This is a genomic window from Streptomyces sp. TE5632 (assembly GCF_054061295.1).
This window is the reverse complement of the sequence record NZ_JBSSEA010000003.1, coordinates 3,249,780-3,267,985: the sequence shown is the minus strand read 5'-3', so window position 1 is coordinate 3,267,985 and position 18,206 is coordinate 3,249,780. Positions and strand designations below refer to the sequence as shown.

At 68.9% G+C, this 18,206-nt stretch carries 21 protein-coding genes and 1 pseudogene; 6 read left to right on the top strand and 16 right to left on the bottom strand.

Features of this window, described 5'->3' with window-relative positions:
• Positions 1 to 5 precede the first annotated feature (5 nt).
• The 8 genes from rpsC to rpsJ are packed head-to-tail and all read right to left on the bottom strand — an operon-like array spanning position 6 to position 4,463.
• Complete coding sequence (gene rpsC, locus ACVW19_RS20185) at positions 6 to 833, bottom strand: 30S ribosomal protein S3 (protein ID WP_004927271.1); 828 nt, start codon at positions 831 to 833, stop codon at positions 6 to 8.
• The gene (rplV, locus tag ACVW19_RS20180) at positions 833 to 1,180 is read right to left on the bottom strand and encodes a 50S ribosomal protein L22 (RefSeq protein ID WP_030345431.1); all 348 of its coding nucleotides are present in this window, start codon (positions 1,178 to 1,180) and stop codon (positions 833 to 835) included. Before rplV ends, rpsC begins: the two co-directional genes overlap by 1 nt.
• A 42-nt stretch (positions 1,181 to 1,222) precedes the next feature.
• Positions 1,223 to 1,504, bottom strand: a complete 282-nt coding sequence (gene rpsS, locus ACVW19_RS20175; protein ID WP_003948639.1) for a 30S ribosomal protein S19 — start codon at positions 1,502 to 1,504, stop codon at positions 1,223 to 1,225.
• Between the two features lie 12 nt (positions 1,505 to 1,516).
• Positions 1,517 to 2,353 carry a 50S ribosomal protein L2 gene (gene rplB / locus ACVW19_RS20170; protein WP_109381515.1) on the bottom strand — a complete coding sequence of 279 codons (837 nt, stop codon included), beginning with the start codon at positions 2,351 to 2,353 and terminating at the stop codon, positions 1,517 to 1,519.
• A 52-nt stretch (positions 2,354 to 2,405) separates the two neighbouring features.
• Entirely contained in the window at positions 2,406 to 2,825 is a 420-nt protein-coding gene (rplW, locus tag ACVW19_RS20165) for a 50S ribosomal protein L23 (RefSeq protein WP_457460727.1), read from the bottom strand.
• A complete protein-coding gene (rplD, locus tag ACVW19_RS20160) occupies positions 2,825 to 3,484 on the bottom strand; it encodes a 50S ribosomal protein L4 (RefSeq protein WP_457460726.1) in 660 nt (219 codons plus the stop codon). The genes rplW and rplD overlap by 1 nt, the downstream gene beginning before the upstream one ends.
• Before the next feature lie 7 nt (positions 3,485 to 3,491).
• The gene (gene rplC / locus ACVW19_RS20155) at positions 3,492 to 4,136 is read right to left on the bottom strand and encodes a 50S ribosomal protein L3 (protein ID WP_457460725.1); all 645 of its coding nucleotides are present in this window, start codon (positions 4,134 to 4,136) and stop codon (positions 3,492 to 3,494) included.
• Positions 4,137 to 4,154: 18 nt separating this feature from the next.
• Complete coding sequence (rpsJ, locus tag ACVW19_RS20150) at positions 4,155 to 4,463, bottom strand: 30S ribosomal protein S10 (RefSeq protein ID WP_003948644.1); 309 nt, start codon at positions 4,461 to 4,463, stop codon at positions 4,155 to 4,157.
• A 464-nt stretch (positions 4,464 to 4,927) separates the two neighbouring features.
• On the opposite strand from rpsJ, the gene ACVW19_RS20145 reads away from it, so the two are divergent.
• Complete coding sequence (locus ACVW19_RS20145) at positions 4,928 to 6,694, top strand: NlpC/P60 family protein (protein WP_457460724.1); 1,767 nt, start codon at positions 4,928 to 4,930, stop codon at positions 6,692 to 6,694.
• A gap of 152 nt (positions 6,695 to 6,846) precedes the next feature.
• Here ACVW19_RS20145 and ACVW19_RS20140 read toward each other — a convergent pair whose 3' ends face one another.
• Together ACVW19_RS20140 and gdhA are read right to left on the bottom strand one after the other, a co-directional pair.
• A complete protein-coding gene (locus ACVW19_RS20140) occupies positions 6,847 to 7,179 on the bottom strand; it encodes a cupin domain-containing protein (RefSeq protein WP_457460723.1) in 333 nt (110 codons plus the stop codon).
• 113 nt (positions 7,180 to 7,292) lie between these two features.
• Positions 7,293 to 8,651: an NADP-specific glutamate dehydrogenase gene (gene gdhA / locus ACVW19_RS20135; protein WP_457460722.1), complete on the bottom strand. Its 1,359-nt coding sequence runs from the start codon at positions 8,649 to 8,651 to the stop codon at positions 7,293 to 7,295.
• A gap of 279 nt (positions 8,652 to 8,930) precedes the next feature.
• Here gdhA and ACVW19_RS20130 point away from each other — a divergent pair, with 279 nt between their 5' ends.
• A complete protein-coding gene (locus ACVW19_RS20130; protein ID WP_457460721.1) occupies positions 8,931 to 10,388 on the top strand; it encodes an FAD-binding oxidoreductase in 1,458 nt (485 codons plus the stop codon).
• Here ACVW19_RS20130 and ACVW19_RS20125 read toward each other — a convergent pair.
• The 4 genes from ACVW19_RS20125 to ACVW19_RS20110 form a co-directional block, all read right to left on the bottom strand.
• Positions 10,372 to 10,557, bottom strand: a complete 186-nt coding sequence (locus ACVW19_RS20125; RefSeq protein ID WP_457460720.1) for a DUF397 domain-containing protein — start codon at positions 10,555 to 10,557, stop codon at positions 10,372 to 10,374. The genes ACVW19_RS20130 and ACVW19_RS20125 overlap by 17 nt on opposite strands.
• An 81-nt stretch (positions 10,558 to 10,638) precedes the next feature.
• Positions 10,639 to 11,646: a transporter gene (locus ACVW19_RS20120; RefSeq protein ID WP_457460719.1), complete on the bottom strand. Its 1,008-nt coding sequence runs from the start codon at positions 11,644 to 11,646 to the stop codon at positions 10,639 to 10,641.
• The gene (locus tag ACVW19_RS20115) at positions 11,643 to 12,539 is read right to left on the bottom strand and encodes an ABC transporter ATP-binding protein (protein WP_457460718.1); all 897 of its coding nucleotides are present in this window, start codon (positions 12,537 to 12,539) and stop codon (positions 11,643 to 11,645) included. Before ACVW19_RS20115 ends, ACVW19_RS20120 begins: the two co-directional genes overlap by 4 nt.
• The gene (locus ACVW19_RS20110; RefSeq protein WP_457460717.1) at positions 12,536 to 12,940 is read right to left on the bottom strand and encodes a GntR family transcriptional regulator; all 405 of its coding nucleotides are present in this window, start codon (positions 12,938 to 12,940) and stop codon (positions 12,536 to 12,538) included. The genes ACVW19_RS20115 and ACVW19_RS20110 overlap by 4 nt, the downstream gene beginning before the upstream one ends.
• Positions 12,941 to 13,173: 233 nt before the next feature.
• On the opposite strand from ACVW19_RS20110, the gene ACVW19_RS20105 reads away from it, so the two are divergent.
• The 4 genes and pseudogenes from ACVW19_RS20105 to ACVW19_RS20090 all read left to right on the top strand — a co-directional run bounded on the left by ACVW19_RS20105 (position 13,174) and on the right by ACVW19_RS20090 (position 15,568).
• Complete coding sequence (locus ACVW19_RS20105) at positions 13,174 to 13,542, top strand: PadR family transcriptional regulator (RefSeq protein ID WP_457460716.1); 369 nt, start codon at positions 13,174 to 13,176, stop codon at positions 13,540 to 13,542.
• Positions 13,539 to 14,570, top strand: a complete 1,032-nt coding sequence (locus tag ACVW19_RS20100; protein WP_457460715.1) for a hypothetical protein — start codon at positions 13,539 to 13,541, stop codon at positions 14,568 to 14,570. Before ACVW19_RS20105 ends, ACVW19_RS20100 begins: the two co-directional genes overlap by 4 nt.
• 97 nt (positions 14,571 to 14,667) lie before the next feature.
• Complete coding sequence (locus ACVW19_RS20095; RefSeq protein WP_457460714.1) at positions 14,668 to 14,862, top strand: hypothetical protein; 195 nt, start codon at positions 14,668 to 14,670, stop codon at positions 14,860 to 14,862.
• Between the two features lie 347 nt (positions 14,863 to 15,209).
• Positions 15,210 to 15,568 (top strand): annotated as a pseudogene (locus tag ACVW19_RS20090) (toxin glutamine deamidase domain-containing protein).
• Between the two features lie 180 nt (positions 15,569 to 15,748).
• Here ACVW19_RS20090 and ACVW19_RS20085 read toward each other — a convergent pair.
• Together ACVW19_RS20085 and tuf are read right to left on the bottom strand one after the other, a co-directional pair.
• Entirely contained in the window at positions 15,749 to 16,672 is a 924-nt protein-coding gene (locus ACVW19_RS20085) for a hypothetical protein (protein ID WP_457460713.1), read from the bottom strand.
• A gap of 195 nt (positions 16,673 to 16,867) precedes the next feature.
• Complete coding sequence (gene tuf, locus ACVW19_RS20080; RefSeq protein WP_202275714.1) at positions 16,868 to 18,061, bottom strand: elongation factor Tu; 1,194 nt, start codon at positions 18,059 to 18,061, stop codon at positions 16,868 to 16,870.
• Positions 18,062 to 18,206: the final 145 nt, after the last annotated feature.

Sequence of the window (18,206 nt, the reverse complement as noted above, 5' to 3'; positions counted from 1 at the left end):
GTCGGTCAGGCCTCCGTTCCGGTGCTCTCAGCCGGAGCGGCGGCGGGAGCCTCGGCCTTGGGGGCCTCGGCAGCCGGAGCCTGCTGCGGCTTGCGACCGCGCCCGCCACGCTCGCCACCGCGGCCACCACGGGCCGGGCGGTCGGCACCGCCACGGGCCGGGCGGTTGCCGGCGCGGGCAGCGGCGTTCTCAGCGCGGACCTCGGCGATGTTCTTGACGTCGCCCTTGTAGATCCAGACCTTCACGCCGATGCGGCCGAAGGTCGTCTTGGCCTCGAAGAAGCCGTAGTCCACGTTCGCGCGGAGCGTGTGCAGGGGCACACGGCCCTCGCGGTAGAACTCCGAGCGGGACATCTCGGCGCCGCCGAGACGGCCACCGCACTGGATCTTGATGCCCTTGGCGCCCGCCTTCATCGCCGACTGCATGCTCTTGCGCATGGCACGGCGGAAGGAGACGCGGGAGGAGAGCTGCTCGGCGACGGCCTGGGCCACGAGCTGAGCGTCCGTCTCGGGGTTCTTGACCTCGAGGATGTTCAGCTGGACCTGCTTGCCGGTGAGCTTCTCGAGGTCGCCGCGGATGCGGTCGGCCTCGGCGCCGCGGCGGCCGATGACGATGCCCGGACGCGCGGTGTGGATGTCCACCCGCACGCGGTCACGGGTGCGCTCGATCTCCACCTTCGAGATGCCGGCGCGCTCCATGCCGGACGTCATCATCCGACGGATGGCGACGTCTTCCTTGACGTAGTCCTTGTACAGCTTGTCGGCGTACCAACGCGACTTGAAGTCGGTCGTGACACCGAGCCGGAACCCGTGCGGGTTTACCTTCTGGCCCATTACCGGGTTCCTTCCTTGCTGCTGACGACCACGGTGATGTGGCTGGTCCGCTTGCGGATCCGGTAGGCACGACCCTGGGCACGCGGACGGAACCGCTTCAGGGTCGGACCCTCGTCGACGTACGCCTCGGAAATGAAGAGGCTGTCGGCGTCGGTGTGGTCGTAGTTGTGCGCGGCGTTGGCGATGGCGCTGTCCAGCACCTTGCCGACCGGCACGCTCGCGGCCTGCGGGGCGAAACGCAGGACCGCCTGAGCCTCCGTGGCGTTCATGCCACGGATGAGGTCCACCACGCGGCGGGCCTTCATGGGCGTGACGCGGATGTACCGCGCCTGGGCCCTGGCTTCCATGGTTGTCCTTCCAGTGTCTGTCATGGTCATTCCACCCCGCCTTTAGCGGCGCTTCGACTTCCGGTCGTCCTTGACGTGACCCCGGAAGGTGCGCGTCGGCGAGAACTCGCCGAGCTTGTGGCCGACCATCGACTCGGTGACGAACACCGGAATGTGGGTCTTGCCGTTGTGCACCGCGATCGTGTGGCCGAGCATGGCCGGGACGATCATCGAGCGACGGGACCAGGTCTTGATGACGTTCTTGGTGCCGGCTTCGTTCTGGACGTCCACCTTCTTGATCAGGTGGTCGTCGACGAAGGGCCCCTTCTTCAGGCTACGAGGCATCTCAACCCGTCCTTAGCGCTTCTTGTTCGTCTTGCGGCGGCGGACGATGTACTTGTTCGACGCCTTCTTGGGCGCCCGAGTACGGCCTTCCTTCTGGCCCCACGGGGACACCGGGTGGCGACCACCGGAGGTACGGCCCTCACCACCACCGTGCGGGTGGTCCACCGGGTTCATGACCACACCACGCACGCTCGGGCGGACGCCCAGCCAGCGCTTACGACCGGCCTTGCCCCAGCTGATGTTGCTCTGCTCGGCGTTGCCGACCTCGCCGATGGTGCCGCGGCAGCGGACGTCGACCAGGCGGATCTCACCGGACGGCATGCGCAGGTGGGCCATCTGGCCCTCCTTCGCGAGCAGCTGCACCGAGGCGCCGGCGGAGCGGGCGAACTTGGCGCCGCCGCCGGGACGCAGCTCGATGGCGTGCAGCGTCGTACCGACCGGGATGTTGCGCAGGGCAAGGTTGTTGCCCGGCTTGATGTCGGCCCCGGGACCGTTCTCGACGCGGTCGCCCTGGCTCAGGCCACGCGGCGCGAGAATGTAGCGCTTCTCGCCGTCCGCGTAGTGCAGGAGCGCGATGCGCGCGGTGCGGTTGGGGTCGTACTCGATGTGCGCGACCTTCGCCGGCACGCCGTCCTTGTCGTGACGACGGAAGTCGATCACGCGGTAGGCGCGCTTGTGTCCGCCACCCTGGTGGCGAACGGTCACACGACCGGAATTGTTACGGCCGCCCTTGCTGTGCAGGGGACGGACCAGCGACTTCTCCGGCGTGGACCGCGTGATCTCGACGAAGTCGGCGACGCTGGAGCCACGACGGCCCGGGGTCGTCGGCTTGTACTTGCGGATACCCATTGTCTCTCAGTCCTCGGAAGTTTGTTCCGAAATCTGGACGTTCCAACCTCCGTCAGGAGGTCGGACCGCCGAAGATGTCGATACGGTCGCCCTCGGCGAGGGTCACGATCGCGCGCCTGGTGCCCGTGCGCTGGCCGAAGCCGGTGCGCGTGCGCTTGCGCTTGCCCTGGCGGTTGATCGTGTTGACACCGGTGACCTTGACCGAGAAGACCGCCTGCACGGCCTCCTTGATCTCCGTCTTGTTGGAGCCCGGAGCGACGATGAACGTGTACTTGTTCTCGTCGATGAGCGCGTAGCTCTTCTCCGACACGACCGGCTTGATCAGGACGTCACGGGGGTCCGTGAACGACTTGCTCACCGGGGTGACGACGGTGTTCTTGCCTTCGGTGGCGTGGCGGCGTGCCTTCTTGAGGCGCGCCTCCTTGGCCTTCTTCGCCGCCTTGGAGGCGACGGAGGGGTGACGGACAGCCATCAGACCTCGCTCCCTTCGTTGTCGTTGGCCTTGTTCGGGCCGGCGACGAAGGACTCGAAAGCGGCCTTGGTGAAGACCACGTCGTCCGAGACGAGAACGTCGTACGTGTTCAGCTGGCCCGGCTCCAGGATGTGCACCTGGGGCAGGTTGCGGGCGGACAGCCACGCGGCCTCGTCGGCGCGGTCGACGACCAGGAGCAGGTTCTTGCGCTCCGAGATCTTGCCGAACAGCGTCTTGGCGGCCTTCGTGGAGGGGGTCTCGCCCTCGATCACGCCGGTGACGACGTGAATGCGGTCGTGGCGGGCCCGGTCGGTGAGGGCGTGGCGCAGGGCCGCGGCCTTCATCTTCTTCGGGGTCCGCTGCGAGTAGTCGCGCGGCTGCGGGCCGTGGACGACGCCACCGCCGGCGAACTGCGGCGCACGGGTCGAACCCTGACGGGCGCGGCCGGTGCCCTTCTGGCGGTACGGCTTCCTGCCGCCACCACGGACTTCGGCGCGGGTCTTGGTCTTGTGCGTGCCCTGGCGGGCAGCGGCCAGCTGAGCGACGACGACCTGGTGGATCAGCGGAATGCTGATCTTCTCCACGTCGAAGATCTCCGCGGGGAGCTCGACGGTACCGGCCTTGTCGCCCGCCGGCGAAAGGATGTCAACAGTGCTCATCGTTACCTCAGGCCCCCTTGGCCGCGGTGCGGACCAGGACGAGGCCGCCGTTCGGACCGGGAACCGCGCCCTTGATGAGCAGCAGACCCTTCTCCGCGTCAACGGCGTGGACGGTCAGGTTCTGGGTGGTGACCCGCTCGTTGCCCATGCGGCCCGCCATGCGCTGGCCCTTGAACACACGACCCGGGGTGGCGCAACCGCCGATGGAGCCGGGCATGCGGTGCACGCGCTTGGCACCGTGCGAGGAGTTGTTGCCCTTGAAGTTGTGGCGCTTCATGACGCCACTGAAGCCCTTGCCCTTGCTCTTCGCGGTCACGTCGACCTTCACGCCGGCCTCGAACACCTCAGCGGTGACTTCCTGGCCCAGCGTGTACTCGGAGGCGTCCGCGGTGCGGATCTCGACGAGGTGGCGACGGGGGGTGACGTCGGCCTTCGCGAAGTGGCCCTTGAGGGGCTTGTTCACCTTGCGCGGGTCGATCTCACCGAAGGCGATCTGCACGGACTCGTAGCCGTCGACGTCGTTCGTACGGACCTGGGTGACGATGTTGGGCCCGGCCTTGACGACGGTGACGGGAACAACGCGGTTGCTCTCGTCCCACACCTGCGTCATGCCGAGCTTCTCGCCCAGGATGCCCTTGATCTGCTTGGTCATCTCTCAGATCACCGGCCCTCAGAGCTTGATCTCGATGTCGACACCGGCCGGGAGGTCGAGTCGCATCAGAGAGTCAACGGTCTTGGGGGTCGGGTCGAGGATGTCGATCAGGCGCTTGTGCGTGCGCATCTCGAAGTGCTCGCGCGAGTCCTTGTACTTGTGCGGCGACTTGATGACGCAGTACACGTTCTTCTCAGTGGGCAGCGGCACCGGGCCCGCGACCGACGCACCAGTACGCGTCACCGTCTCGACGATCTTCTTCGCCGAGGAATCGATGACCTCGTGGTCGTAGGCCTTGAGCCGGATGCGGATCTTCTGTCCCGCCATGGCTACTTCGTAGTCCTGTCTCTAGTGAACGCTCCGGAACCCGGTGTTCCCGCCCTCCCCTCCGACCCACGCGGTCGGGCGTGTCGCGCTCCCGCTGACACGGATGTCCCTTGTTCGGAACTTCCCTGTATGGGGAGTGCGGACCCTTCCGGAACCGCGGCTGGGGGCGAGAGGCCCACCGGGTGCCTGGCCTGCACCCCGCTGACACTTCCCGGAAGATTCCCGTACGTCCGCCCCTGCACCTCTCGGTGCAATGCGTGGGACGACGAGTACTGTGGGACTCGCTTCCGGTCCCCCCGGCGGGAGGCGCGCAGCATCGGCACTCGACCGAGCAACCCCGTTAGTTTGCCACAGAGGGCGGGGGGCTGGCCAATCGGGCCGACGAGAATACCCCGGAAGTGACGCGGGCCAAACATGATCACCCGGTGTCCGGACGGAACTCTGTAGCCCTGATCATGACAGGCATGTCGAACACCTCACGGCGCAGTGTGCTCACCGCCTTCGCCGCCTCCGCCGCTTCTCTCCCGTTGGTCGGCACGGCCGCCTCACCGGCCCATGCCGCCGGTACGGCCTCACCGGCCGAGCCGCTCGCGGCTCCGACAGGACGGGGTTCCGCCCCCTCCTCCGTAACGATGGCGCCGCTGGACGCCACCCACTTCATCCGCGAGACGCTGCGCTCGCCCCTCACCGCGACCGTGTTGCCGGGCACTTTGCCCCGCACCGAGATCACCTCGGGCGGCAGACGTGTCGCCCTCCTGACACACGGCGCCCGAACCGTGCTGCTGCCGGGACCCGAGCGGACGTTCACGGAGAACAAGAGACCTTTCGTGGACGACTTCAGGCGCACCCTGCCCGACCTGTCCCTGCCCACGGAGAAGCGCTCGTACTGGGGCAGCTCCCCCGGCGGCGGCACCTGGTCCACCCTCGGCCCCGTCGACACCGACTACTCGGTGGTGCCGCGCACCGGCGTCATCAATCTGACCACCGACAACGCCAGCCGCTACGCCAGCGTCCGTGACGACGCCATCACCGATGTCGACGTCCTCTCCGTCGCACGCTTCGACAAGGTGCCCACCGGAGATGCCTGCTCCTACGCGCTGTCCTTCGGCTACCAGGACGCCCGCAACAACTACCGGGCCCGGCTGTCCTTCGTCACCAGCGGTGCGGTGCAACTGCGGGTGGAGAAGGAGAAGGCCGACGTCGTCACCCAGCTGACCTCGGCCCTCACGGTCGCCACGGGCGTGCCCGCGGGCACGGACTGGACGATCCGCGTGCTCCGCGAGGGCAGCCGGATCCGGGTCAAGGCCTGGGCGTCCGCCTCGTCCGAGCCCGGCGCATGGCTGGTCGACGTCACCGACTCGGACCTCGGCGCGGGGCGGGTCGGTCTGCGCGCCCTGGCCAACCGGGGCTGCACCAACCTGCCGGTGAAGCTGCTCGTCAGCCGTTTCGAGGTGACCACCGCCGCCTGGGCCGACCCGCCGACCGTCACCCATGGGAACTGGGTGCGGGTGCTGCCCGAGCCTTTCGACGGGAACTGGACGCCGGAGCTGGAGAGCACCATTCGCGCCTGGGCCGGCTCCACCGCGCCGGACGTCCTGGCCTACGCGGCCATGTTCCTCCCCGGTGCCCCCGCGGTGGTCTCCGGCTCCGGACCAGCAGAGGGCAAGAAGGTCCTGGGTGCGGCGAAATACGGTTACTCGGACGCGCGGGGCCACCGCGTCGAGGGCGCCGACTTCCACGAGTACATGGACACCGGCTGGACCTTCCCCGACGGCACCTATACGGGTCCGGACAGTGATCCGGACAGCGATCAGAGGGGCGCTCTCGACTGCTCGGGCTACACGCGCATGGTGTACGGCTACCACATGGGGGTGCCGATGGCCGCGAAACAGGACACCTCCGGCACCCGGATACCCCGGCGTTCCCGTGACATGGCCGACTACACCCCGGGGGTGCGCATCGCCCGCACCGACGGGGTGAACCCGCCCGCGGCGGAGCAGCTCCAGCCGGGCGATCTCGTGTTGTTCAACGCGGACTCGGGCGACGACGGCCCCACGGTCACGGCAGACCACGTCGGCATCTACCTCGGCACGGACACGGCCGGCAAGCGCCGCTTCCTGTCCAGCCGCAAGACGATCGACGGCCCCACCATGTCGGACATGGGGGGCGCTTCCCTCCTGGACGGCACGGGTACTTACGCCCGGACCCTGCACACCGTCCACCGCATCTGACACCCCTGCCGGCGGCTCCGGGCCGCATGCCGTACACGTTCCCGGCCGTCCGGGAGCGCGTACGGGGAGCGGGGCCGGCCGGCGCACCGCTGACTCCCCGCACGCCGTGCGTCGCTTTGACCCTCTTGGTCCTCTTGGTCCTCGCGAACTCCTCAGCCCTTCTTGGCGACCGTGAGGATCACCGCCGCGTCCTCCAGTGCCTCCAGGCCGTGGCGGGCCGGTGGGATGGCGAGCAGGTCGCCGGTCCGGCCCTCCCAGGACGTGTCGCCGCTGGTGAGGCGGACACGACCGCTCAGGACCAGCAGGGTCGCCTCCCCGGGGCTGTCGTGCTCGGCGAGGGAGGTGCCGGCGGTCAGGGCGAGGAGGGTCTGGCGCAGGACGTGCTCGTGGCCGCCGTAGACCGTGCTCGCGCTGCGGCCGGTGGAGGCGGCGGCGGCGCGTTCGAGGTGCTCGCGGGCGAGGGCGTCGAGGGAGAGCTTCTGCATGGGGCCCAGTCTTCCCGGCCGCGTGAGGCGCACACCAGGGCCATGCGGGGCACTCCCCCCTCAGCCCGAGCGGGGAAGGGCCCTCGGTCCTTCCCCGCTCGGCACCGGCACCGTCAGATGACGCCCTGCGCCAGGATCGCGTCCGCGACCCGCTCGAAGCCGGCGATGTTCGCGCCCGTGACGTAGTCGCCGGGGGCGCCGTAGCGGTCGGCGGTCTCGGCGCACGCGTTGTGGATGTCGGTCATGATGCGGGCCAGCTCGTTCTCGACCTGGTCGGCCTTCCACGTCGTGCGCGACGCGTTCTGCGTCATCTCCAGCGCGCTGACCGCGACCCCGCCCGCGTTCGCGGCCTTGCCGGGCCCGAAGGCGACTCCGGCCTTCTGGAAGAGCTGCACGGCATCCGGCGTCGTCGGCATGTTCGCGCCCTCCGACACCGCCTTCACGCCGTTACGGATGAGTACGGCGGCGGCGTCCGCGTTCAGCTCGTTCTGCGTCGCCGACGGCAGGGCGATGTCGGCCGGGACCTCCCAGACCCGCCCGCCGGGCACGAACCGCGCGGAGGCGCCACGCCGCTCGGCGTACGCGCTCACCCGGCCGCGCTCGACCTCCTTGATCTGGCACAGCAGCTCCAGGTCGATACCCTTCTCGTCGACCACGTAGCCGCTGGAGTCGGAGCAGGTCACCGGGTTGGCGCCGAGGGCCGTCAGCTTCTGGATGGTGTAGATCGCGACGTTTCCGGATCCGGAGACGACCGCGGTCTGGCCCTCCAGTTCCTCGCCACGCTCGTGCAGCATCGCCTCCGCGAACAGCACGTTGCCGTATCCGGTCGCCTCCGGCCGTATCAGCGAGCCGCCCCAGCCGGCGCGCTTGCCGGTCAGGACTCCGCCCTCCCAGCGGTTGGTGATCCGCCGGTACTGGCCGAACAGGTAGCCGATCTCGCGGGCGCCGACACCGATGTCGCCCGCCGGTACGTCGGTGTACTCACCGATGTGCCGGTACAGCTCCGTCATGAACGACTGGCAGAAGCGCATGACCTCCGCGTCGCTGCGGCCCTGCGGGTCGAAGTCGCTTCCGCCCTTGCCGCCACCGATGCCGAGCCCGGTCAGCGCGTTCTTGAAGACCTGCTCGAAGCCGAGGAACTTGATGATCCCGAGGTTCACCGAGGGGTGGAAGCGCAGACCGCCCTTGTACGGGCCGAGGGCGCTGTTGTATTCGATCCGGAATCCCCGGTTGACGTGGACGCACCCCTGGTCGTCCTGCCACGGCACCCGGAAGATGATCTGCCGCTCCGGCTCGATGAGCCGCTCGACGAGCCCCGGTTCCGCGTACTCCGGACGCGCCCTGAGCACCGGCCCGAGGGTGTCCAGCACCTCGCGCGCGGCCTGGTGGAACTCGGGTTCGGCCGGATTGCGGCGCAGGATCTCGGTACGCAGGTTCTCGAGCGAGGAGGTGAAGTCGGGTCGTGAAGTCACGGAGTCCCTTTCTGGCGCGGCTGACACCGGAACGGGCCCGGTGGTGGGCGCGCGGCGCCATTGCCTCGCGCAGGACGGCGACCGCCTCATGGATTTTCGATACAGCAGTCGACCCTTCAGTGTTACTCATGTGTTAAGCGGAAGGCCAAGGGCCTCGCACAATTGTCCGCCATTCGAGACCCTTCGTACGAAGCGCGGGACGATCGGCACGGTGCGCAGAGAGCTCAAATGGCACCTCCTCCCGCCAGGCGTGATGCTGAAAACCGGGAGGTGATCCCCATGAACGGGAGTCACAGCCACAGCGGCACGCCGGTCAGGAGGGAGGAGGGGCGGCGCGGCAGGGAGGCGGATGTTCCGAGTTCCCTCGTGGACGCGTTCGCCTCCAGGTTGCGGGGGCGGCTCCTCCGGCCCGGGGAGGCCGACTACGAGCCGGCACGAAAACTCTGGAACGGCATGGTCGACAGGCGTCCGGCGCTGGTGGCCCGGTGCGCGGGCGACGAGGACGTGGTCGCCGCGGTCGACTTCGCCCGCGACAACGAGATGCTCGTCGCCGTACGCGGGGGCGGACACGGCGTAGCCGGTCAGGCGGTCTGCGACGGTGGTCTGGTCATCGACCTGTCGGAGATGCGAGGGGTCGATGTCGACCCGGAGGCGCGAAGGGCGGTCGCGCAGGGCGGCTGCACCTTGGGGGACATCGACCGGGAGACCCAACTCCATGGGCTCGCCACTCCGTTGGGCGTGGTGACGGAGACGGGGGCGGCCGGCCTGACCTTGTCCGGGGGCATGGGCTGGCTCCGACGCAAACACGGTTTGAGCTGCGACAATCTCCTGTCCGTACGGGTGGTCACCGCGGACGGGCGCCTCCTGGTCGCCGACGAGAGCCAGCACCAGGACCTCTTCTGGGCGGTCCGGGGCGGTGGCGGCAACTTCGGCGTCGTCACCTCGTTCGAGTACCGCCTGCATCCCCTCGGGCCGGAGGTCTTCCTCTGCTTCGTGCTCTACCCCGCAGACCGCACCAAGCAGGTGCTGCGCGCCTGCGAGCACTACCTCTCCCAGCAACCGGACGACTTCGCCCCGATCGGAGTCCTCGGGAAGGTCCCGGCGGCAGAGCCCTTCCCGCCCGAGGCGCACGGGAAGGACTTCGCAGCCCTGCTCGCGCCGTACCCGGGCGACCCGGCGGACGGCGAGCGACTGCTACGGCCGCTGCGGGAGATCGCCGACCCGATCTTCGACCTCAGCGGCCCCATGCCCTACACCGAAGTCCAGGCGATCCTGGACGAGGACTACCCCGACGGCCTGCACTACTACTGGAAGTCCGTGAACGTGCCCGAGCTCGGCGACGAGTTGATCGAGCGGCTCGCCGAGCGCGCCGCCGCGGCGCCTTCGCCCCGGAGCACCATCGACGTCTGGTACCAGGGCGGCGCCATGGCCCGCGTCGGCGAGGAGGAGACCGCCTTCGCCAACCGCGACGCCCCCTACCTGCTCGGGATCGAGGCGAACTGGGAGGCGGAGGCCGACTCGGCCGAGAACATGACCTGGGTGCGCGACACCTTCGCCGACCTGAGCTCGTTCTCCACTGGAGGCGTCTACCTCAACTTCCCCGGTTTCCTCGAGGAGGGCGAGCAACTCCTGCGCGAGGGCTACGGCACGAACTACGAACGCCTCTCCGCGGTCAAGGCGAAGTACGACCCCGCGAACCTCTTCCACCTCAACGCCAACATCAAGCCGAAGAGTTGAGGGCGGGCGCCGGTCGGCTTCCCGAGGCGTACATCAGGAAGGTCACCCATACGTCGCGGGTGACCGCGAACCGGGGGCCTCCCGCGTTCCTGGAATCACGGACGTGGAGAACTCGGACTCGGCCGACACCGTCCTGCGCTATCGGGCGCCGGCCCGGCGTCGACGCCACTCACACCCCGCAGCAGCGCCGCGAGTGGGCAGCCGGGTCTCGGCTGCCCACTCGCTGGCCGTCCCTGTCAGGGGGCGTCCGTCAGTTCAGTCGGTGGCGGATCCACCAGGCGCAGAACCCGGTCAGGGCCAGGGCGAGGCCGAGGTAGATCCCGGTCTCGGCCCACTGCAGGGCCCAGAAGTTGCCGGCGGGATGGTACGTCACCTGCTGTTGGTAGCCCTGGGCCCCGAGGCCGGCGATGCAGCGGTCGACGTGCTGCAGGCTGGGGATGTCCGACTCGCCGTACAGGCAGTCACCGAAGGACGACGGCGGGGAGGACGGCTGACCGGCGGCGTCCAGTGTCCGTTGGGAGGTGATCCAGGCACCGGGTAGATCGGGGTGCACGACGATCTCCTCGGCGCTCTCGTCCTGGATGCTGATGGGAATGCCGGGCTCGATCGGCACGGTGGTCCGGTCCGGGGTGATCAGATGAGGTCGGACCCACATCGGCACAGTGATCTGGACGGCGGCGTAGAGGACGGGCGTGGCTGCCATCGCGGGCAGGGTGCGGCGGATGACGAGGCCGAGGGCGACGCCCAGGACGAAGGCGAAGGCGGCATGGGCGACGGGGACGACACCCCGTGCGACGAAGGCCATGGGGTCGAGCCGCGAGAAGTACGTGTCCGTCGGGCCACCGCCGTCGACCGCCCGGTCGACGGGGCTGCTCCACCAGCTCACTGAGAGTGCGGCCAGTCCGGCGGCGGTCATGGCGGCCGCCGCACCGATGCCCAGCTTGGTCGCCAGCCAGCGGGTGCGGGTGACGCCCTGGTTCCACGCGAGGTGGTGGGTGCCGGTCTCCAGTTCACGAGAGATCAGCGGCGCGCCCCAGAACATCCCGATGACCGTCGGCACGGCGAGCACGACCAACAGTCCGGTGTAGTAGAGGGTCTGGTCCGAGCTGGAGATCCGGTCCGCCAGGCTGCTGCCGGCAGTTCGGTAGAGGTCGGCCAGCTGCGGGCCGGTGACCGCGAGGGCGGCGGCGAGGGCGGCCACGACGGCGAACATCACGGCGGCCTGGGTACGGAACTGACGCCAGGTCAGCCAGATCATCGGAGGACCTTCAGCGCGGGTCGGGTGTCGCGGACCGCATCGGCGGGTCGGGCCATGTAGGCCAGGACGATGTCTTCCAGACCGAGAGGGCTGACGGTCCAGGAGGGATCGCTGACGGGAGCCTCGGTGCGCACCAGGAGGGTGGTCTGGCGGTCGGTGTGGCTGGCGGTGATGACGTGCTGACCGGCCGGAAGGGTGGCCGGGTCCCGGCGCGGGCCGGTGAGCCGGTGGTGGCGGGCGACCAGGTCGTCGATGTCGTCGGCCACCTGCACCTGGGAGTCGACCAGCACGATGACGTGGTCGCAGGTCCGCTCCAGGTCGGAGACCAGGTGGGAGGAGAGCACGACGCTCAGCTCGTGCTCGGCGACGGCCTCCATCAGGTCCTGCATGAACTCCCGCCGGGCGAGCGGGTCGAGGGCCGCGACCGGCTCGTCCAGGATGAGCAGCTCCGGGCGTTTGGCGATGCCCAGGGTCAGGGCGAGCTGCGCGCGCTGGCCACCGGACAGCTTGCCGGCCTTCTGCTTGGGGTCCAGGCCGAGGCGACGGATCCGCTCGCGCGCCAGGCCGTCGTCCCAGTTCGGGTTGAGGCGCTTGCCGATGTCGAGGTGGTCGGCGACGCTCAGCGTGGCGTAGGTGGGGGTGTCCTGGGCGACGAAACCGACCTTGGCCAGCTGCTCCACGCCCGCGGCGGGCCGGCCGCCGCACACCTCGATGGTGCCGGCCGTCGGGGTGAGCATGCCGGAGGCCAGGTGCAACAGGGTCGACTTGCCGGCCCCGTTGGGCCCGACGAGACCGACGACCCGCCCGGCGGGCACATCCAGGTCGCAGTTCTGCAGCGCCCACCGCTGCTTGTACCTCTTGCCCAGACCCTGGGCCCGTAAGACAGCGCTCACGCTACGTCCTCTCCGTCGGCGTTACGAAAGGTGTTCATGAACAGCGCCTCGATGCTCTCCTCGTCGAGCCCGGCAAGGCGCGCCTTGGTCAGCCAGCGGCGCAGGTCCTTGCGGAGCGGTCCGTGCGCGGCGAGCGAGGCGTCGGCCAGCGTCCGGGTCACGAACGTCCCGACGCCCGGCCGGGCGGCCACCAGCCCGTCGTGCTCCAGCTCCCGGTACGCCTTGAGCACGGTGTTCGGGTTGATCGCCAACCGTCCCGCCACGTCCTTGACCGTCGGAAGCCGGTCCCCCTCCTTCAGCAGACCCAGACGCAGCGCATGCCGCACCTGCTGCACCACCTGCTGGTACGGAGACAGACCGGACCGGCTGTTGAGGTGGAACTCAATCACTGGCCCCTCCATTCATCTAGTTACCTAGCACTTTAGACTCCTAGAGCGGCCACAAGTCAAGCAGGGCGATGTGCCGACAGCCGGAACCGGCCTCGCGGCGCGCCGCTCGAGCTTCACCGCGACTTCCAGGCCCCGCCGCCGGGGCCCTCGTCGACACTGTTCGCCCCTGACCTATTTCCCTGCATACTCTTGACACCCGACTATTCTGAATTTCAGACTAGTCTTGATCAAGAGGGGGTCGATGCATGGGTGACATCCAGCCCGCATGGCTCCGCGCCGTCCTGCCGCTGTGCCTTCTGGCCACGCTGGAGCGCGGAGAGAGTTACGGGTACGCACTGCTCCAACAGCTCGAGGAATCGGGACTCGGCACGGTCAAGGGCGCCGTGCTGTACCCGGCACTGACGCGGCTCGCCGACGACGGCGCGGTCGAGGTCCGATGGGCCCCGGGAGAGGGCGGCCCCGGCCGGAAGTACTACCGGCTGACCGATGCGGGGCGAGGTCGGCTGGCACGGGAGCGCCAGGCGTGGCAGGAGTTCCGCACGGCGGTCGACACGGTGGCGGCGTTCCCGGCCGACCCCACCGCCACACCTCATGAACAGGAGAAAGACCGATGACGGAGGCCGCCGCCGGTACCCGGCCGGGTCACAGCGACCGGGATGCCTGGGCCGACAAGCTGGAACTGGAACTCGCCCTCGTGCACAGCGTGCCGCGCGAGCTGGTGAACCGTGTACTGGAGGAAGTCGCCGAGGCGGTCACCGAGGCGGGACAGCCGGCGGAGGTACTCTTCGGCCCCGCCGAGGAGTACGCCGCCGTGGTGGCCACCGAACGGGTCGACGCCGGGCACCGCAGCACACACGACTTCGAGGGCAGGACACCGGCCACGCATTTCCGGCAGGGCATGGTGGCAGGGGGCATCGCCGTCCTGATCATGGCCGTGGCCGGAACCTTCAGCGGTGAGGAGCTGTCCGGCGCCTCGGCTCTCCTCCTGTCCCTCTCCACGTCCGTGTTCGTGGCCGTCGGCTTCGCGGTCTTCCCCGCCCTGCGGGCGGCGGGGCGGACCCGGACCGCCTGGCTCTACGGCGCCGGCGCCGGCGTCATCACCGCGGTCGGCGTCCACCTCGCAACCCTCCCCGCGATCCGGGACGCCCACTCCTTCCCGTTCCCCCCGATCGCGGCGGCAGGGTGCGGGGTACTGCTCGGCGCCCTTGGGCCGGCCATACCCGCACGGGCGGTGAACCGATGGTTCTCCCCCGGCGAGGGCCGACGGCTCGATGATGAGCAATGGCTGCGCAGACTGGGCGAGTTGCTGCACGGACGGCACGGCCTCCCCCTGCGCACCGCACAGCGGCATGTGACCGAGGCACGGGAACACCTGGCGGCCACCGGACGCAGCGCACAGCAGGAACTCGGCCAGGTGGAGGTCTACGCCATGGACCTGACCGACGGCCCGGGCCGAACCGTCCAGCGGACCCGCCACCAGTTCCTCGGCACCCTCTCCTCCATGGCCGTCTTCGCCGTGCTGTTCACCCTTACCTTGCTGGACTCCGACAGCAGCGGCGCGGCGCCCTGGGTCCACGCGGTGCTCTTCGTGTGCGCCACCGCCTGGGCGGTCGTCCTTTTCCGGAGGACGAGAGTTCGGTGACCCACGCGGGCCGTCTTTGACGGTCATGCGAAAAGGCTTGCGGTGGAGCCACCAGGTCTGACCGGTCACGCCCGTCGAGTTCACGTACGGATGGACCGTGTGCTTCGACCTGAAGGAGCATGTCGAGACGGGTGACTTCACGAAGAAGCCGTTCAGTCCGGTCGTCGTCGTGCCGCATGACGGCACGCCTGCCCACATGGCACCGACATTCCCCACGACCGAGCAGTACATGGAAATGCGCGCATCCGGCAACTGGCTCCCGAAGAAGGGTCATCGAGATGCCGGGGCCTGATGGACAGGCCCCGGCCCGGCTGAACGCCACCTACGGCGGTCTCGTCCAACTGGCCACCCCCTACCCCGTGCACGGGGCTCCCAGCGCCTGGTTGATGGCCTGCCGGGCTCTGCCGCAGGCCGGCTGTCCGGAAACGCCGATGCTCGCGGCCTCGGTCGTGGTGCCCAAGAACGGCGGCAGCCCCTTCCACCCGGCGCCGAGCATCCCGCTCGCCGACCTGGAGCCGGCCCGCCGGAGGAGGCGGCCCGCTGGAGGAGGCGGCCCGCCGGATCGAGAACCAGTCCCGCCGGATCAACGCCCGGAGCTGCGTCGTCTCCCTGCACTCCGCGATCAACGGCACTCCTGCCGTGCCCCTGCCCTGGGAACCGGGCCACGAGGCTCCGGGATGGTGGAGCAGGCTGGCCCGGCGCTACTTTCCGGAGTTCGAGCCGACGGCGGTGGACGACGGCGGTGGACGACGGCGGTGGACGACTGGGACGACATCATCCGCGCGGTCGGCACCACGGGGCCGGACTCCCGAGGTCTGGTCTGGGTCCGACGTGAACTCGGTGGCCGGGAGATCACCGGCCATCTCGTCCACGTGCACAACAACAACGGCCAAGTGGTCTTCCTCGACCCGATGACCGCCTCGTCGGCCGAACTGGAGACCACCGGCGTTCGCGAGCTTCGCCTGTTGCGCTCGCTGCCCGGTGACCGGGAGCGATAGGCCCGGTCGCGACCATGTACCGGACGCCCGGCGACGGTCCATCGGTCGGGGCGGTCGGGGCGGTCGGGGCCCGCATCGGACGTCACCCAGTAGAGCCCTACGACGCCGTGCGGTGGAAATCGCGGGCACCCGCGAGTGACCCCCCTTCTCCGCGCATCGCTGCCGCGCCGCCGAACCGGCTCAGCCCGCCTCACCGCTCGCGAAGACCTCCGCCACCGACGTGGCCGTGATCGCCCGGGTGAACCAGACATCCAACGTGGCCAGATCACCGCACCCGGCAATACGCTCCCGCTCCTCCGCGGACAGCTCGATCCCCCGGCCGGCGAGCAGCCGCAGGATGTCCTCCGCCCGGCCCTCGATCCGGCCCTCGTCACGGCCCTCGTCACGGCCCTCGTCACGGCCCTCCGCCCGAAGCCTCTGAGCAGTCTCCGACTGGAAGAAAGAGAGGTCGACAGCCATCAGGTGCCTCCAGAGATCCGCGGCCGGCGTCTTGCCGAGGCCTTGTTCGGTGAGTTCGATGAAGGTGCCCGCGGTGTCCTCGTCGTCGGCCGACAAGCCCTTCAGTGCCTTTGCCAGCGCATTCAGTATGGCATCGGCGTCCGGATCCCGGCGGTGCAGAGCCGCCGACAGGACCGTGAGCGGAATGTCGCGAGCGGCCTCGTCGGGGCTGGCGATCACCGGCAGACTGTCCGGCCCCAGGACCAGAGGACGCAGGGTGAGCGAGGGCCACTGCGGCGGGCCGATGTCCACCTGCCGGGCCGCCCAGGCCGCGGTGGACCGGTCCGCGCAGACGACGAGGAGGACCGGGGGGATGCCGTACTTGGCGTACAGGTGGGAGAGATAGTACGCCCAGCTCGCGGGCTTGTCGGGGGCCCGTTTTCCCTGGGACTCGACCGCCAGGATGAACTCGCCGTCCTCGGTGTCCATCCTCAGCAGCGTGTCCACCCGCCGCTCCATCGGACGGTTCTCCGTGAGGTCGGTGGGAAGCGGGGAGGCGGAAACAGGCGGCGGAAAGGAGACACCGAGCCCTCTGACGGCACGGGCGAAGAGGCCCGGGTCCTCCTGGAAGATCCGGTGCAGGGCCTCATGGGATGAGCTGAGCATGATCCGAAACTAGGGCCGTCTCCCGCTCTGCGGCGCGCATATGCCAACCCTTCCCGCGATCGAGTGACAGGCAGGACATGGAGGTTGACACCATCGGCCCCTGCAACACGAAAAGGCCCGCACGACCGAAGTCGTGCGGGCCCTCTCAGGTGCTCGCGGTGGAGCTACCAGGTCGGATCAGCAAGCAGCCGGAGCTTACTTGTTGATCTTGGTGACCTGGCCGGCGCCCACGGTCCGGCCACCCTCGCGGATGGCGAACTTCAGGCCCTCTTCCATGGCGATGGGCTGGATGAGCTCCACCTTCATCTCGGTGTTGTCACCCGGCATGACCATCTCGGTGCCCTCGGGGAGGGTCACGACGCCGGTCACGTCCGTCGTACGGAAGTAGAACTGCGGGCGGTAGTTGTTGAAGAAGGGGGTGTGACGGCCACCCTCGTCCTTCGACAGGATGTAGGCCTGGGCCTCGAACTCGGTGTGCGGGGTGACCGAACCGGGCTTGATGATGACCTGGCCGCGCTCGACGTCCTCGCGCTTGATGCCGCGGAGCAGCAGACCGACGTTCTCACCGGCCTGACCCTCGTCGAGCAGCTTGCGGAACATCTCGATGCCGGTGACCGTGGTGGTGGTCTTCTCGGTCTTGATGCCGATGATGTCGACGGTCTCGTTGACCTTGAGGATGCCACGCTCGATACGGCCGGTGACGACCGTACCGCGACCGGTGATCGTGAAGACGTCCTCGATCGGCATCAGGAACGGCTTGTCGACGTCACGCTCGGGAGCCGGGATCGACTCGTCCACGGCCTTCATCAGCTCGAGGACGGTGTTGCCCCACTCCTTGTCGCCCTCGAGGGCCTTCAGAGCGGAGACCTTGACGACGGGAACGTCGTCGCCCGGGAACTCGTACTCGGAGAGGAGCTCACGGACCTCGAGCTCGACGAGCTCCAGGATCTCCTCGTCGTCCACCATGTCGGCCTTGTTCAGGGCGACGACGATGTACGGAACGCCGACCTGGCGGGCCAGGAGCACGTGCTCCTTGGTCTGCGGCATCGGGCCGTCGGTGGCGGCGACCACGAGGATGGCGCCGTCCATCTGGGCGGCACCCGTGATCATGTTCTTGATGTAGTCCGCGTGACCGGGGCAGTCGACGTGGGCGTAGTGACGCTGCTCGGTCTGGTACTCGACGTGCGAGATCGAGATCGTGATACCACGCTGGCGCTCTTCGGGCGCCTTGTCGATCATGTCGAAGGCCGAGGCCTCGTTCAGGTCCGGGTACGCGTCGTGCAGCACCTTGGTAATGGCGGCCGTGAGGGTCGTCTTACCGTGGTCGATGTGACCGATGGTGCCGATGTTGACGTGCGGCTTAGTCCGCTCGAACTTCGCCTTCGCCACTGGGGTCCTCCTGTGGAGTGGTTCTGTACGCCTTACTCATCGGCGCCAGGTGATCTTTGCTGGAAAGCCCGGGGCCGGGGGCATTCCACCGGGTTTTCGGCGGAATGCCCCAAGCAGGCTCCGGGGTCAAGCCTAAAGCGTGTGA